Source organism: Micromonospora sp. WMMD736 (assembly GCF_049179015.1).
Taxonomy (GTDB): Bacteria; Actinomycetota; Actinomycetes; order Mycobacteriales; family Micromonosporaceae; genus Micromonospora.
In genome coordinates, this window is the sequence record NZ_JBMHMI010000001.1 from 1,135,628 (window position 1) to 1,151,203 (window position 15,576).

13 protein-coding genes are annotated in these 15,576 nt (G+C 73.0%); 10 read left to right on the forward strand and 3 right to left on the reverse strand.

Annotated elements, in window-relative coordinates; genetic code table 11:
• Positions 1-3: 3 nt before the first annotated feature.
• From ACN269_RS05040 to ACN269_RS05070, 7 genes are all read left to right on the forward strand, one after another.
• Positions 4-1,368, forward strand: coding sequence for a GH1 family beta-glucosidase (locus ACN269_RS05040; protein WP_421471261.1), 1,365 nt, complete (start codon positions 4-6; stop codon positions 1,366-1,368).
• A gap of 147 nt (positions 1,369-1,515) precedes the next feature.
• Entirely contained in the window at positions 1,516-2,067 is a 552-nt protein-coding gene (locus ACN269_RS05045) for a 2Fe-2S iron-sulfur cluster-binding protein (RefSeq protein ID WP_421471262.1), read from the forward strand.
• Positions 2,064-3,047 (forward strand): FAD binding domain-containing protein, encoded by a 984-nt coding sequence (locus tag ACN269_RS05050; RefSeq protein ID WP_421471263.1) that lies wholly within the window; start codon positions 2,064-2,066, stop codon positions 3,045-3,047. Before ACN269_RS05045 ends, ACN269_RS05050 begins: the two co-directional genes overlap by 4 nt.
• Complete coding sequence (locus ACN269_RS05055; RefSeq protein WP_421471264.1) at positions 3,044-5,134, forward strand: xanthine dehydrogenase family protein molybdopterin-binding subunit; 2,091 nt, start codon at positions 3,044-3,046, stop codon at positions 5,132-5,134. Before ACN269_RS05050 ends, ACN269_RS05055 begins: the two co-directional genes overlap by 4 nt.
• A gap of 28 nt (positions 5,135-5,162) precedes the next feature.
• Entirely contained in the window at positions 5,163-5,528 is a 366-nt protein-coding gene (locus ACN269_RS05060) for an ArsR/SmtB family transcription factor (RefSeq protein WP_421471265.1), read from the forward strand.
• Complete coding sequence (locus ACN269_RS05065) at positions 5,528-6,166, forward strand: SRPBCC family protein (protein WP_421471266.1); 639 nt, start codon at positions 5,528-5,530, stop codon at positions 6,164-6,166. Before ACN269_RS05060 ends, ACN269_RS05065 begins: the two co-directional genes overlap by 1 nt.
• Before the next feature lie 28 nt (positions 6,167-6,194).
• A complete protein-coding gene (locus ACN269_RS05070; RefSeq protein WP_421471267.1) occupies positions 6,195-6,710 on the forward strand; it encodes an NUDIX domain-containing protein in 516 nt (171 codons plus the stop codon).
• 133 nt (positions 6,711-6,843) lie between these two features.
• On the opposite strand, the gene ACN269_RS05075 is transcribed toward ACN269_RS05070, so the two are convergent.
• The 3 genes from ACN269_RS05075 to ACN269_RS05085 form a co-directional block, all read right to left on the reverse strand.
• On the reverse strand, positions 6,844-8,796 hold the full coding sequence (locus tag ACN269_RS05075) for an ABC transporter ATP-binding protein (protein WP_421471268.1): 1,953 nt from the start codon (positions 8,794-8,796) through the stop codon (positions 6,844-6,846).
• A gap of 84 nt (positions 8,797-8,880) precedes the next feature.
• Entirely contained in the window at positions 8,881-10,320 is a 1,440-nt protein-coding gene (locus tag ACN269_RS05080) for an ATP-binding protein (protein ID WP_421471269.1), read from the reverse strand.
• 55 nt (positions 10,321-10,375) lie between these two features.
• Positions 10,376-12,034: an FAD-dependent oxidoreductase gene (locus ACN269_RS05085; RefSeq protein ID WP_421471270.1), complete on the reverse strand. Its 1,659-nt coding sequence runs from the start codon at positions 12,032-12,034 to the stop codon at positions 10,376-10,378.
• 147 nt (positions 12,035-12,181) lie between these two features.
• Here ACN269_RS05085 and ACN269_RS05090 point away from each other — a divergent pair, with 147 nt between their 5' ends.
• From ACN269_RS05090 to ACN269_RS05100, 3 genes are all read left to right on the forward strand, one after another.
• A complete protein-coding gene (locus ACN269_RS05090) occupies positions 12,182-14,434 on the forward strand; it encodes a hypothetical protein (protein ID WP_421471271.1) in 2,253 nt (750 codons plus the stop codon).
• A gap of 25 nt (positions 14,435-14,459) precedes the next feature.
• On the forward strand, positions 14,460-14,951 hold the full coding sequence (smpB, locus tag ACN269_RS05095) for an SsrA-binding protein SmpB (RefSeq protein WP_421471272.1): 492 nt from the start codon (positions 14,460-14,462) through the stop codon (positions 14,949-14,951).
• 117 nt (positions 14,952-15,068) lie between these two features.
• The gene (locus ACN269_RS05100; RefSeq protein ID WP_421471273.1) at positions 15,069-15,461 is read left to right on the forward strand and encodes an SCO5389 family protein; all 393 of its coding nucleotides are present in this window, start codon (positions 15,069-15,071) and stop codon (positions 15,459-15,461) included.
• The last annotated feature ends 115 nt before the right edge of the window (positions 15,462-15,576 follow it).

Sequence of the window (15,576 nt, forward strand, 5' to 3'; positions counted from 1 at the left end):
CCCGTGCCGGACCTGTCCAAGCTGCCACCCGACTTTCTCTGGGGCGTCGCCACGGCGGCGTACCAGATCGAGGGGGCCGTCGACGTCGACGGCCGGGCGCCGTCCATCTGGGACACCTTCTCGGCGACACCGGGCAAGGTCGACAACGGCGACACCGGGGCAGTGGCCTGCGACCACTACCACCGCTGGCCGGAGGACCTGGCGCTGCTGCGCCGCCTCGGCGTGGACGCGTACCGGTTCTCGGTGGCCTGGCCCCGGGTGATGCCCGCGGGCGTCGGCAGGGTCAACCCCGCCGGGCTGGACTTCTACGACCGGCTCGTCGACACGCTGCTCGCCGACGGGATCCGGCCGTTCGTCACGCTCTACCACTGGGACCTGCCGCAGGCCGTGCAGGACGCCGGTGGCTGGCCGGAGCGCGCCACCGCCGAGGCGTTCGCCGAGTACGCGGCGGTCGTCGCCGGTCGCCTCGGCGACCGGGTGGCCGACTGGTGCACCGTCAACGAGCCGCTCTGCGTGTGCTGGATCGGGCACCTGGAGGGCACCATGGCCCCCGGCGAGCGGGACCTCACCCGCGCGGTGCACGCCTCGCACCACGTGCTGCTCGGGCACGGCCTGGCCACCCAGGCGATCCGGGCGAACGCCGCCCGCCCCGCGTCGGTGGGCCTGGTGGTCAACCTCAGCCCGATCGAGCCGGCGACCGACCGGCCCGAGGACGTCGCGGCGGCGCGGCGGGCGGACGGGCACGTCAACCGCTGGTGGCTGGACCCGATCCACGGGCGGGGCTACCCCACCGACATGGTCGAGACGTACGGGGTCGAGCCGCCCGTACGCGGGAACGACCTCGCGGTGATCGCGACGCCCACCGACTTCCTCGGGGTGAACTACTACTTCCGGCAGTTGGTGGTCGACGACCCGACCGGCCCGGCGCCGTACGCGAAGCAGGTGCCGGTGCCCGGCTCGGTGGAGACCGCGATGGGCTGGGAGGTGCACCCGGCGGGCCTGGAGCGGCTGCTCGTCGACGTGCACGAGCAGTACGGGCCGGCGCGGATCATCGTCACCGAGAGCGGCTCGGCGTGGCACGACGAGGTCACCGCCGAGGGCACGGTGCAGGACAAGGAACGAACCGACCACCTGGAGCAGCACCTCGCGGCGTGCGCGTCGGCGGTGGCCCGGGGCGTCCCGCTGGACGGCTACTTCGTGTGGTCGCTGCTGGACAACTTCGAGTGGGCGTACGGCTACGACAAGCGCTTCGGGCTGGTGCACGTCGACTACGCCACCCAGCGGCGGACGGTCAAGGCCAGCGGTCTGCGCTACGCGGAGCTGATCCGCGCGCACCGGAACCTCGCCCGGGCCACTGCGGTGGCCTGACACGCCAGGCGGGGCGGACGGCCGCCCGGGTGTCGCTGCGGCGCGCACCCGGGCGGCCGTCGCCGTTCCTGGGGGGCGACCCGTACGACGAAGGACTTTTCGCGTTATTCGCCCGGATTTATTCCCCTGCACGGCTAATCTGGGGCGATGTCCGCAGGAGCAGAGAGTCAGCCGGTCGTCGACGCGCCGCACGCGTCGCGGGTGGCGTTCGACGTCAACGACACCCCGCGTGAGGTGACGCTCGACAACCGCACCACGCTGCTCGACGCGCTGCGCGAGCACCTCGGCCTGACCGGCGCCAAGAAGGGCTGCGACCACGGCCAGTGCGGTTCCTGCACGGTGCTGCTCGACGGTCGCCGGGTGAAGAGTTGCCTGCTCCTCGCGGTCACCCTGGATGGCCACTCGGTGGTCACGGTGGAAGGGCTGGCCGACGGGGAGGACCTGTCGCCGTTGCAGGCCGCCTTCATCGCGCACGACGCCTTCCAGTGTGGCTACTGCACACCCGGGCAGCTCTGCTCGGCGCGCGGGATGCTCGACGAGGTCGAGCGGGGTTGGCCCAGCGCGGTCACCGACGACCTCACCGCCGCGCCCGGCCTCACCGACGCCGAGATCCGCGAACGGATGGCCGGCAACCTGTGCCGCTGCGCCGCGTACCCACACATCGTGGCGGCCGTGCGCGAGACGGCGGCGGCGCGATGAGGCCGTTCCGCTACCACCGGCCGACCGACGTGGCCGACGCCGTCGCCGTGCTGGCCGCCGAGCCGCAGGCGGCGTACCTCGCCGGCGGGACCAACCTGGTGGACCTCATGAAACTCGGCGTGCAGCGCCCCGACGTGCTGGTGGACGTCAACCGGCTGCCTCTGGGCGCCGTCGAGGAGCTGCCCGACGGCGGACTGCGGATCGGCGCGACGGTCCGCAACAGCGACCTGGCCGCGCACCCGACGGTCCGCCGCGACTACCCGGTGCTGACCCGCGCCCTGCTCGCCGCCGCCTCGGGGCAACTGCGCAACATGGCCACCACGGGCGGCAACCTGTTGCAGCGCACCCGTTGCCCGTACTTCCAGGACACCGGCAAGGCGTGCAACAAGCGCGACCCGGGCAGCGGATGCGCCGCCCGGCACGGCGAGAACCGCGACCTCGCGGTGCTGGACTGGTCCGAGCAGTGCGTGGCCACCCACCCGTCGGACCTGGCCGTCGCCCTCGCCGCGCTGGACGCCGTGGTGGAGGTGCACGACGCCGACGGCGTCCGGGACGTACCCATGGTCGACCTGCACCGCTCGCCCGGCGCCCATCCGGAACGGGAGACCACCCTGGCCCGGGGGGCGCTGATCACGGCCGTCCGGCTGCCGGCGCTGCCGGCCGCGCGCCGCTCGACGTACCTCAAGGCGCGCGACCGGGCGTCGTTCGCCTTCGCGGCCGGCTCGGTGGCGGCGGTGCTGGACCTCGACGGCGGCGTCGTCCGCGACGTGCGGCTGGCCTACGGGGCGCTGGCCCACCGGCCGTGGCGCGCGTACCGGGCCGAGCAGGAGCTGCGCGGCCAGCCGTTCAGCCCCGACCTGGCGGCGCGGGCCGCCGACGCGGAGCTGGCCGAGGCCCGCCCGCTGCGCGACAACGGCTTCAAGCTGCCCCTGACCCGGTCCATCACCGTACGGGTGCTCAGCGAATTGGCGGCGTCGTGAGCACCGGGGCGATCGGTCGGGCGCACCCCCGGCTGGAGGGCCGGGAGAAGGTCACCGGCACGGCCCGGTACGCGGTGGAGTACCCGGTCGACGGCGTCACCTACGGCTGGGTGGTGCCCGCGACCGTGGTGCGCGGTCGGATCACCCGGATCGACACGACCGAGGCGCTGGCCTCCCCGGGCGTGCTGGCCGTCGTGCACCACGGCAACGCGCCCCGGCTGGCGACCTGCGTGGAGGCAAGCCTGTGGCTGCTTCAGGACCCGGTGGTGCACTACCGGGGGCAGTACATAGCGGTGGTGGTGGCCGCCAGCCTGGAGGCGGCCCGCGAGGGCGCCCGGCTGGTGCGCGTCGACTACGACGCAGGCCCGCACAGCACGGTGCTCACCGACGACCACCCCGGCCTGTACAAGCCGGACGAGGTCAATCCCCACTACCCGACCGACACCGCGGAGGGCGACTTCGATGCCGGGTACGCCGCCGCCCCGGTTCGGGTGGACGCCACCTACCGGACCCCGGCCTACCACAACAACCCGATGGAGCCGCACGCCACCACGGCCCAGTGGACCGACGGGCGGCTGCTCGTGCACGACTCCAACCAGGGCGCGTCATCGGTGCAGGCCACCCTGAGCGAGCTGTTCGACCTGCCCCGGGAGTCGGTCCGGGTGATCGCCGAGCACGTCGGTGGGGGCTTCGGCAGCAAGGGGTACGCCAAGGCCGCCGTGGTGTTGACCGCCCTGGCCGCCCGGCACGTGGACCGGCCGGTGAAACTGGCGCTGACCCGCCAGCAGATCTTCGGGCCGATCGGCTACCGCACTCCCACCATCCAGCGGGTCCGCCTCGCCGCCGACACCGACGGGCGACTCACCGCGATCAGCCACGACGCGATCAGCCAGACCTCCACGATCCACGAGTTCACCGAGCAGACCGCCGTCTACACCCGCAGCATGTACGCCGCGCCGCACCGCCGTACCACGCACCGAGTGACCCGCCTCGACGTGCCCACTCCGTTCTGGATGCGGGCGCCGGGCGAGTGCCCCGGCGCGTACGCCCTGGAGTCGGCGATGGACGAGTTGGCCGTGGCGGTCGGCATCGACCCGGTGGAGCTGCGCGTCCGCAACGACCCGCAGGTCGACCCCGATCTGGGCGTACCGTTCACCAGCCGCAACCTGGTGGCCTGCCTGCGCGAGGGCGCGCGGCGGTTCGGCTGGGCCGACCGGAATCCGACGCCCCGGTCCCGGCGCGAGGGGCGTTTCCTGGTCGGCTCCGGCGTGGCCGGCTCGGCCTACCCGACCCGGTCCCGCCCGTCCTCGGCGCGGGCCACCGCCCGTCCGGACGGCGGTTTCCTGGTCCAGATCAACGCCACCGACATCGGCACCGGGGCGCGGACGGCGCTCTGGCTGGTCGCCGCCGACGCCCTGGGGGTGCCGCCGGAACGGATCGAGATCAGGATCGGTGACAGCGACCTGCCCACCGCGCCGCTGGCCGGTGGCTCGATGGGCACCTCCAGTTGGAGCTGGGCGGTGATCCGGGCCTGTACGGCGCTGCGCGCCAAGCTGCCCGACGGCACGCCGCCGAACGCCGAGGTGAGCGCCGAGGCGGACACCTCCGACGAGATCGGCGAGCAGGCCACGCTCCCCCGGTACGCGTACGGGGCGCAGTTCGTCGAGGTCCGGGTGGACACCACCACCGGCGAGATCCGGCTCAACCGGATGCTCGGGGTGTTCGCGGCCGGCCGGATCGTCAACCCGACGACGGCGCGCAGCCAGCTCATCGGGGGCATGACGATGGGCCTGTCGATGGCGCTGCACGAGGGGGGTCTGCTCGACGAGCGCTACGGCGACTGGGTCAACCACGACCTGGCCCAGTACCACATCACGGCCTGCCCGGACGTGGAGTCCATCGAGGCGTACTGGGTGGACGAGCGCGACGACGAGTTGAACCTCGCCGGGGTGAAGGGCATCGGGGAGATCGGGATCGTGGGCGCGGCGGCGGCGGTCGCCAACGCGGTGTACCACGCCACCGGCGTACGGATCCGCGACCTGCCGATCCAGCTCGACAAGCTCATCGGAGCGTCAGAGTTGGCTTAAATAAGCCAGCAGTGATACAACTGTCGCCGTGCACGCCTTCGACGTGCTGGGCGATCCGGTCCGGCGCCGCATCCTGGAACTGCTCGCCGACGGCGAGCAGAGCGCGGGCGCGGTCAGCGCGGTCATCCGCGACGAGTTCGGCATCTCCCAGCCCGCCGTGTCCCAGCACCTCAAGGTGTTGCGGGACAACGGCTTCGCCACCGTGCGCCCGGACGGCACCCGACGGCTCTACGCGGTCGACCCACGCCCGCTGCGCGAGGTCGACGGCTGGTTGGAGCACTTCCGCCGGTTCTGGGCGCCACCCCTGGCGGCGCTCGCCACCGAACTGGCCCGGGGCCGACGCGAACGTCGCCTGCGCGGGCCCGCCGACCCACCCGACGAGAGGAACCTTTGATGTTCGACGCCACCGAGCAGATCAACGCCGTGCAGCGGCAGGTCGGCAGCCGCACCCTGGCCGCCGGTGAGGCCCGGGTCGCCACGCTCAGCCAGACCTACCAGGCGACGGCCGAGGACCTGTGGGACGCCTGCACCAACGCCGAGCGCATCCCCCGCTGGTTCCTGCCGATCAGCGGCGACCTGCGGCTGCACGGCACGTACCAGCTCGAGGGCAACGCGGGCGGCACCATCGAAACCTGCGAACCCCCGCACCGCTTCACCGCGACCTGGGAGATGGGCGGCGAGGTGAGCTGGATCGAGGTACGGGTCACGCCGGTCGGCGACGATCGGGCCCGCCTCGACCTGGATCACATCGCGCACGTCGACCAGGACCGGTGGGCCCAGTTCGGCCCGGGTGCCGTCGGTGTCGGCTGGGACCTGGGCCTGCTCGGCCTCGCCACGTACCTCTCCGGCGGCGTCGGCGTCCGCCCGGAGGAGAGCGCCGCGTGGGTCACCTCGGCCGAGGGACGACGGGCCATGGAGCTGAGCAGCCACCTGTGGTGCGAGGCGAGCATCGCCGCCGGCACCGACCCCGACGAGGCCAAGGCCGCCGCCGAGCGCACCACCGCGTTCTACACCGGCACGCCGATCGAGTGAGCGCAGCCGGCGGGTAACGTGCTGCGGCATGACCGGTACGCCGTACTCGCACTGCTCCTACTGCGGCGCCGCCTACCCGGCGACGGCCGGATGGCCGCGGGTCTGCGCGGCCTGCGGCGAGACCGTCTGGCGTAACCCGCTGCCCGTCGCGGTGGCGGTGCTCCCGGTCCGCACGGCCGCCGGCCGGGGCGTGGTGGTCGTCCGCCGGGCCATCGAGCCGGCCCTCGGGCTGCTCGCGCTGCCCGGCGGTTTCATCGAGTACGGCGAGGAGTGGTCCGACGCGCTCGTGCGTGAACTGTGGGAGGAGACCGGGCTGGTCGCGGACGCCCGCGACGCCCGGCTCCTCGCCGTGCGGGGCGCACCGCAGGGCGGCACCATGATGATCTTCGGGGTGTTGCCGGAGCGTGCCGTCGAGGATCTGCCACCGTCGCGGCCCACCGAGGAGGCGACCGAGTGGTTGGTCCTCACCGAGCCGGTCCAGCTGGCGTTCTCCACCCACACCCGCGTCCTGGCCGACGTCCTCACCCCACCCCAGCACGCCTGACCACCACCCCCGGGGCCCGGCCTCGGGCCCGGCCCCGGCGATCTTGCACTTTCTGTGGCGACATAGCGGGCGTTCCACAGAAGTCGACCACCGAAAGTGCAAGATCGCGGGGGTGAGCAGTGCGGGGTGGGGGTCAGGGGTGGTGGGCTTCGTCGGTGTGGGCGCGGTAGCCGCTGGCCTGTAGCTCGAACAGCTCGCGGTAGAGGCCGCCGGCCGCCATCAACTCGTCGTGGTTGCCCTGCTGGACGAGGCGGCCCTGGTCCATCACGAAGATCCGGTCGGCGTGCCGGACGTTGGCCAGCCGGTGGGTGATCAGGACGACCGCCCGGTCCGGCCGGCGACGCAGGTGCTGGAACAGGGCGTGTTCGGCGCGGGCGTCCAGAGCCGCCGACGGTTCGTCGCAGATCAGCAGGGCGGCGTCCCGGTAGAGGCCACGCGCGGCGACCAGCCGCTGCCACTGTCCGCCGGACAGCTCGTGGCCGTTCTTGAACTCCCGGTCGAGCAGGGTGTCGTAGCCGTGCGGCAGCCCCACGATCATGTCGTGGGCGGCGGCCGCGTCGGCCGCCTCCTGCACGCTGGGGCCGGGCCGGTCGGGCGTACGGTCGTGCCGGCCCACCCGGATGTTCTGCCCGGCGGTGAACGGGAACTTCCAGTACTCCTGCGTCATCACCGCGACCTGCGCGCCCAGCGCGCGCGGATCCAGTTCGGCGGCGTCGACGCCGTCCCAGCGGATGGTCCCACCGGTCGGCTGGTAGAGCCCGGCGATCAGCTTGGCCAGGGTGGTCTTGCCGGAGCCGTTCTCACCGACCAGCGCCACCACCTCGCCGCGTCTGATCGTCAGGCTGACCCGGTCCACCGCGGGCGCGTCGGTGTCGGGGTAGCGCAGGCTCACCTCGTGCAGGTCGATCGCCTCGACGCCGGCGGCCGTCCGGCTACCGCCGACGGGCACCCGGCCCTGCGCCCGGGTGAGGAAGTCCCGGTAGTCCTGGTAGTAGAGCGCGTCCTCGTACAGCGAGTTGGTGGCGACGACCGCGACGCCCAGGCTGGTCCGGGCGGACTGGAGGGCGAGCAGGGCGGTGGCCGCGGCGGCGAGGGCGACCATGCCGGCGAGCAGCAGGCCGCCGAGCACCGCGTACACGCCGAACGTGGCCAGGCCCGCCACGGTGGCGCCGGCGACGCGGGTGCCGGTCTGCGAGCGGACCAGCCGCAGTTGGGCACGGGTCTCGACGGCCATCACGCCCCGGTACTCGGCGAGCAGGAACTCGCGCATCTGGTAGGCGCGCACCTCGGCGGCGGTGTGCCGGTTGGCCATCAGGTGGGCGAGCATCCACATGCGCCGCCGACGGGTGATCCGGGCCAGCGTCGCCAGGTACTCCCGGCGGGCCATCCGTACGGCCGTGACCGCCTGGGGCACCGCCGCGAGCAGCAGGCACGGCAGCAGCAGCGGCTGGATGACGGTCACCGCGACGGCGGTGGCGAGCATCCCGACCACCCCGGTGACCAGGTTGACGGTGTGGTCGACGATCCACGCCGCCTCGCCCATCCCCCGGTCGCGGACGCGGTCCATCTCCTCGGCGAACCCGGCGTCGTCGAACGCGGCCAGGTCCACCGCCGTGGTGGCCTCGAACAGCCGTAGCTCCACCTGGTAGTTGATCTGTGGGGTGAGCCGGGCCTGGGCCCATCCGGCGGCGATCGTCAGGCCGCCGCGCGCCGAGACCGCCGTCGCGGCCACGATCAGCGCCGGCAGGGCGGCGCGTACCCGGTCCGGGGTGGGACCGGCGGCGAAGAGTTCCCGTAGTACGCCGGTCGTGGCGAGCAGGCCGAAGGTGGTCATCACCCCGGCGGCGACGTTCAGGCCGATCGAGGCGACCGTGTCCGCGCGGTTGGTGGCCCAGGCCAGGGCCACCGCCTCCCGGACCAGCCTCGGCAGCCGGCGGGCCACCGCCCAGAAGCTGGTGTGCGCGAAGGTGTGCGCGTGGTGCATCCAGACGGCGTCCTCCAGCTCCGGCAGCACCGAGCCGTCGTCGGGAGGGTCGTGCGGCTGGTCATCGTGGGTCGCGGTACGCGGGCGGGCGATCGAGTCCACGGACGCTCCTCGGGGGGCGGGAAGCACGGACGCCGCCCGACACTACTGCCCGCAACCACTCGATGTCTCCAGGTAGTCGGCGTGTCAGGGCAACGCCGCCGCTTCCTCCGTGATCGGCAGCAGGACCCGGAAGGTGGTCCGCCCGGGCTCGGTCTCCACCCGGATGTCGCCGTGGTGCTTGTTGACCACGATCCGGTACGAGATGTCCAACCCCAACCCGGTGCCCGCCCCGACCGGCTTCGTGGTGAAGAACGGTTCGAAGATGCGCGGGCGCACCTCCGGCGGGATGCCGGGACCGGTGTCGGTGATCTCCACCGCCAACAGGTCGCCGGCCCGTCCGGTGCGGACGGTCAGCACGCCCTTCTCCCCCATCGCGCCCAGCGCGTTGTCGACGAGGTTGGTCCACACCTGGTTCAGCTCCGCCGCGTACGCCGGGATCGGCGGCAGGCTCCGGTCGTACTCGCGGACCAGCTTGACCTCGGCGGGGATCTTGCCCTTGAACATGACCAGCGTGGCGTCGAGCAGGTCGTGTACGTCCACGACCCGGTGCGGCGCGCGGTCGATCTGGGAGTACTGCTTGGCCGCGCCCACCAGGCCCGAGATCCGGGTCACCGCGTCGCCGATCTCGCGCATCAACAGTTCGGTGTCGACCGTGTACGACAGCCACCGCACCGCGGCCTCCAGGTCCGCCGGGCCGACCGCCGCCTTCACCTGGGCGAGCCACGCCGCGTCCAGACCCCCGGCGACCAGGATGGGCGCCAGGTCCCACGCGCCGCCCACGCCGTGATCCTCCAGCCAGTCGCTGAGGGTGTCCTCGGCGTCGGCGGTAGCGACCGGGGTCAGCTTCGGCGCGGTCGCCACCCGGGCGACCGCCTCCTCCTGCAGAGCGACCAGGCCGTGCAGCGCCCGGCCGTCGAGCCGCCCGTCGGCGATCATGGCGAGCTTGTGCCGCATCCCCGCGACCCGGTCCCGCAGCACCGACGTGGCCCGCACCGCAGCGGCGGCCGGGTTGTTCAGCTCGTGGGTCAGGCCCGCCGAGAGCGAGCCGAGCGCCAGCAGCCGCTCCCGCTCGCCCACGATGGTCTGGCTGTCCCGCATGCCGAAGAACAACCCCTCCAACAGGTGCATCGGCATCGGGAACCAGGACCGCAGGGCGTGCGCGAAGTCCTCCGCCGGCAACACGAAGAAGTCCGCGTCGACGAGCGCGCGCAGGCTGTTGCGGTACGTCTGCTCGACCTGGTCGCCCAGGTACGCCTGGGTGGCCCCGCCGTACACGCCGCGCTGGTCGGTGCGGCTGACCTCGACGTCGTCGCCGCGGACCTGCCGGCTCAGCGCCACCGCGCCGCGCAGCAGCACGAAGAAGCAGGTGGCGGGCTCGCCCTCGCCGTACACGAGGGTGCCACCGGCACGCTGCTCCACCCGGCCGTGCTCGCTCAACCAGTCGAGCTGAGCGTCGTCGAGGGCCTCGAACAGGAACAGCTCACGTAGCTGGGCCGGCGTCAATCGCTCCGACGGGGTGGTCACAGATCCTCCTTTGTTCGCGACTGCGGGGCTCGCAAAACCGGCTCACTCCTCGCGCTCACTGAGCCTCCAGGTAGCGGTGCACGAGCGACACGGCCATCGCGCCCTCGCCGACGGCCGAGGCGACCCGCTTGACCGACTCGGCGCGCACGTCACCGGCGGCGAACACCCCCGGCACACTGGTCTCCAGGTGGTACGGGTCGCGGGACAACGACCAGCCGGCCGGGCGTCGCCCACCGGCCAGCAGGTCCGGGCCGGTGACGATGAAGCCGCGACCGTCCCGCACGAGCACCCCGTCCAGCCAGTCGGTGCGGGGTTCGGCGCCGATGAAGATGAACAGCCAGGAGGTGTCGACCGTGCGACTCTCCCCGGTGCGCGTGTCGCAGAGGGTGAGCCGTTCCAGGTGGTCGTCACCGGCCGCGCCGACCACGGCTGTGTGCGGGTGCACGGTGATCCGGTCGATGCGCGCCAACTGGTCGATCAGGTAGCTCGACATCGACGCGGTCAGGTCCGCGCCCCGGATCAGCAGGTGGACGCGGGCGGCGTACCGGGAGAAGTGCACGGCCGCCTGACCGGCCGAGTTCGCCCCACCCACGATGTAGACGTCCTGGTCGACACAGCTCGGCGCCTCGGTGGCGGCGGCACCGTAGAACACCCCCCGACCCGTGAAGTCGGCCAGCCCGGGGGCGTCGAGCACCCGGTAGGACACGCCCGTCGCCAGCACCACCGTGTGCGCGGCGATCTCGCTGCCGTCGCCGAAACGCAGCAGCCGCGCGCCGCCGGCCTCGCTCAGGCCGACGACCTCGCGGGCGCTGAGCAGCTCCGCGCCGAACTTCACCGCCTGCCGGCGGGCCCGGTCGGTCAACTGCGCGCCGGAGACGCCGTCCGGGAAGCCCAGGTAGTTCTCGATCCGGCTGCTCTGCCCGGCCTGCCCGCCGGTGGCCCGCCGCTCGACGAGCACGGTCCGCAACCCCTCGGACGCGCCGTACACCGCCGAGCCCAGGCCCGCCGGGCCGCCGCCGATCACCACGAGGTCGTAGAAGTCGGACGCCGGCACCACGGTCAGCCCGGCCAGCGCGGCCAGTTCGGCCTCGCCGGGGGCCACCAGCGCCTTACCGTCGGCGGTCACCACCAGGGGTACGTCCGCCTCGGTGGCCCCGGCCGCGTCGAGCAGCCGGGCGCCCTCCGGGTCGTCCGAGAGCAACCAGCGGTACGGCACGAGGTTGCGGGCCAGGAAGTCACGGACCTTGAACGACGGCGCCGACCAGCGGTGCCCGACCACGCGGATCTCGGCGCTCGTGGCGTCCGGGGTCACCGACCAGGCCTCCAGGAGCCCGTCGACGACCGGGTACAGCTTCTCCTCCGGCGGGTGCCACGGCTTGAGCAGGTAGTGGTCCAGGTCCACCACATTGATCGCCTCGATCGCCGCGTCGGTGTCCGCGTACGCGGTGAGCAGCACCCGGCGGGCCGCCGGGAAGATGTCCATGGCGGCCTCGAGGAACTCGACGCCGGTCATCTCCGGCATCCGGTGGTCGGCCAGCAGCAACGCCACCTGCTCACCGCGCAACTTGACCTCCCGCAGCGCGTCCAGCGCCTCCGGCCCGGAGGCGGCGCGCAGCACCCGGTAGCGGTCGCCGTAGCGGCGCCGGATGTCCCGGGCCACCGCCCGGGACACCGCGGGATCGTCGTCGACGGTCAGGATCACCGGGTTTGCCATGGCGCCAATAGAACCACCTCGCGGGGCGCCGCCGCACCACCGGTGGGCAGCGTCGCGAGGCGTGACACGGCTCGGGACGGGTAAGCGGCACCGCCGCGGGCGGCCGGCGCCGTCGACCGCTGGCTGTCACACACCTGCGGGGGGCCCATGCCGGACGCGTCGCCGACCGAACCGACGACGGGTCGGATCGTGGAGCTGCGGGTGCACGGTGTGTCAGGTGCGGGCGCCGACCGGGTGCTCAACCGGCCGTTCGTGCACCAGGTGGCCGGCGACCGCAGCGGCGGGTTCTACCGCCCCCGCCCGGGCTACCCGGACTCGACCGGCACGGACGGGGTGACGCTGGAGGCGTACCGCTGGAACGACCTGCCCTCCGGGACGGCCGTACGGACGCTGTCGCTGGTGTTCCTGTTGCCGTTCATGCTCTGCAACGTGGCGCTCTGGATGCGCCCGGGGAGCCCGTCCGCGAAACACGCCATCGTCGCCCTGTGTCGGATGCTGGCACTGACCCTCACGGCGCTCTACGTGCTCTCCATCGTCGGGGTGGCGGTGGACCTCATCGCCTGGCGCTGCATGGGCGACGCCGCCTGCGTGGCCGGCCGGAGCTGGCTGTCCTGGCTCGGCGGGCGTCCACCCGGCGTACGCCTGGGCGTGTTGGCCCTGGTGCCGGTCGCCGCCATCGGGATCGTGTGGTGGCTGGGCGCGCGGCCGAGCCACTCGTTCGACGCCTTTCGCACGGGCGCGGTGCAGGAGACCTCGGTGCAGCAGTTGAGCGCGGTCGGTCAGTGGGACGGCAGTCCGGTCGTGGGCCGTCTGCGCTCGGTGCACGTCGCGGCCGCGTTCGCCACGCTGGACGGCAGTCTGCTGGCCGCCTGGGACAGCGACAACTCCTCGTGGGTCCGGACGGCGCTGGCCGTGGCGACGGTCGTCGTGCTGGTCGCCTGTCTGGTCCTGCTGACCCAGGTGAGCGGCATGGACCGGACCAGCAGGGTGCCCCCGCTGGAGCGCATCACCCGGGGACTCCGCACGATCGCCTTCGGTCTCACGATCCTGGTGATCGCGTACACCATGGCCAGCGGCGAGCCGTGGCCGGAGAGCAGAATGCTGCCCGGGTACAGCGCCACCGTGGCGTGGTTGTTCGTCAGCCAGACCGTCCTGGTGGTGGCCCTCGCGGCGGTGGTCGTCTGGGCGCGCGGCGGCGGGCGACGCCCGGACGGACAACGGCTGCCGCGGCTGCGGGCGTTGGGCGCGCCGGTCTTCGTCACCATCGCCGCCGGGCTCGCGGTGGCGTTCTCGGCGGAGTTGGTCTACCGGGTGGCGGACGTGCTGGACCGCGACGGTGGGCGCGCGCAGAAGATGGCCTTCGACCCGCCGCTGGCGTACAAGTGGGCGATCTGCGGCTTCTTCCTGGCGGTGGTGCTGGCGGTGCTGGTGGGCGCGCTGGTCACGGTCGTGACCCGCCGGGGCCGGTGGCGGATCGCGCGGGCCATCGTGGCCGCCGACTTTCCGGACGCGCCGCCCGAGGCGGCGATGCGGCTGCGTCAGGTCCAGCAGGCGGTGGCACGGGCCCGGTTCACCGAACGACTGGAACCGCTCGCCGTGGTCTACGCCGGGCTCGCCGCCCTCGGGTTGGCCACCAGCCTGTTCGGCCTGTTGCAGATCTACCCCGGCGACGTGTCCGAGGAGTACCTCGGCGTGCCCGACAACTTCGTCAACTTCCTGATCGTGGCCGGCAGCTACGCCATCGGCGCGATCCTGGTCGGGCTCGTGATCGGCGGCATCTTCGCCTATCGCACGGCCGGGTTCCGCCGGTACGTGGGCGTCCTGTGGGATCTGGGCACCTACTGGCCCCGGGGGGCGCATCCCTTCGCGCCACCCTGCTACGCCGAGCGGGCGGTGCCCGAGCTGGCCAAGCGGATCACCTACCTGGCGGACCAGGGCGAGGGGGTGCTGCTGGCGGGGCACAGTCACGGTTCGGTGCTGCTCGCGGCCACGCTGCTGCAACTGCCGCGGCGGGTCACCGACCGGGTCGCCCTGCTCACCTACGGGTCGCCGCTGAGTCGGCTGTACTCACGGCTGTTTCCGGCCTACGTCGACAGGTCGGCGCTGCGGGAGATCGGCGACCGGGTCGGTTGGCGCTGGGTGAACCTGTGGCGCGACACCGACCCGATCGGTGGGTGGATCTTCGCCCCGCACCGGACCGGGGACACCGCGCCGCCGGCCGGGCCGGAGGCGGCGGTGGACCGCCGGTTGACCGACCCGCAGGGGCTGGTGCCCCCGCCCAGCGACAGCGTGCCGCCACCCATCCTCGGGCACTGGCCGTGCGAGTCGCAGGAGGAGTTCGCGCAGGCGGTACGGGACCTGGCCGCGCGGCTGCGCACCGAGCGCCGGACGGGACGCTGAGCCGGCGGCCCGATATCGTCGCCGGGTGAGCCCGTCCCGCAAGCCCGACCGCCGGCTGATCGCGTCGAACAAGAAGGCGCGGCACGAGTACACCGTGCTGCGCACGTACGAGGCGGGCATCGTGCTGGTGGGCACCGAGGTGAAGTCGCTGCGCGAGGGGCGGGCGTCGCTGGTGGACGCGTTCGCGCACGAGCGCGACGGCGAGATCATGCTGTACGGGCTGCACATCGCCGAGTACCGCTACGGCACGTGGACCAACCACGCGCCCCGCCGAAACCGCAAGCTGCTGCTGCACCGCTCCGAGATCGGCAAGATCCTCCAGGAGGTCCGCGAGGGCGGGGTGACGTTGGTGCCGCTGTCGATGTACTTCGACAACGGGTGGGCCAAGGTCGAACTGGCGCTGGCCAAGGGCAAGCGCACGTGGGACAAACGGCAGGCCCTCGCCGAGCGCGACGCCAACCGCGAGATCGCCCGGGAGCTGGGCCGACACCTCAAGGGCCACCCCCGCCACCCCTGACCGGGAGTTTCCGGCGCGCCACGCCGCGCCACCGTTGACGACATCCACACGACGTGGTGTGCTCACGTCGACGCCGTTAATGAAAACGGTAGTCATTTCGAGATGTGGAGGAGAATCATGTCGCTCACCGTCCCGCCCGCCCTGCTCGACGCCGCCGAGCGCGGGCCCGTCGAGGACGAGGCGTTCATCGCCTGCGTCCGCGAATCCCTGCCGTACGCCTGGGCCACCGTCAGCCGGATCGTCGCCGACCTCGAAGCCGGAGACACCGAACTGGCCGACAACGTCGTCCCGCCGCCCACCGACGCCGACCGGGGGCAACTGCTCCGGGCGCTGGCGAGCGACGCGATCCGCTCCGGCCTGGAACGCCACTTCGGGGTACGACTGGCCTTCCAGAACTGCCACCGGGTCGCCGCCTTCCGCCCGTCGGCGGTCCACGGCGAGCGTTACCGCCGCTTCGTCTCGACCCGGGGCCAACTCCTGAACCAGTCCCCCGAACTGCGCAACTGCTGACGACCTCGCTGGCCCGGCCGTGCGGTGGGGGTGTCGCGGCACGCGACGCCCCCACCGCATCGATCGCCGTCCGAGCAGGTGCGAACCCGTCGGACCGGCGGCGCCCCTCGGGCCC

What these genes read in the sequence shown, in the direction of transcription:
- ACN269_RS05045 (WP_421471262.1), top strand. Translation starts at nt 1,516, where the DNA reads ATGTCCGCAGGAGCAGAGAGTCAGCCGGTCGTCGACGCGCCGCACGCG.
- ACN269_RS05050 (WP_421471263.1), top strand. Translation starts at nt 2,064, where the DNA reads ATGAGGCCGTTCCGCTACCACCGGCCGACCGACGTGGCCGACGCCGTC.
- ACN269_RS05065 (WP_421471266.1), top strand. Translation starts at nt 5,528, where the DNA reads ATGTTCGACGCCACCGAGCAGATCAACGCCGTGCAGCGGCAGGTCGGC.
- ACN269_RS05070 (WP_421471267.1), top strand. Translation starts at nt 6,195, where the DNA reads ATGACCGGTACGCCGTACTCGCACTGCTCCTACTGCGGCGCCGCCTAC.
- ACN269_RS05085 (WP_421471270.1), bottom strand. Translation starts at nt 12,034, where the DNA reads ATGGCAAACCCGGTGATCCTGACCGTCGACGACGATCCCGCGGTGTCC.
- ACN269_RS05090 (WP_421471271.1), top strand. Translation starts at nt 12,182, where the DNA reads ATGCCGGACGCGTCGCCGACCGAACCGACGACGGGTCGGATCGTGGAG.
- ACN269_RS05100 (WP_421471273.1), top strand. Translation starts at nt 15,069, where the DNA reads ATGTCGCTCACCGTCCCGCCCGCCCTGCTCGACGCCGCCGAGCGCGGG.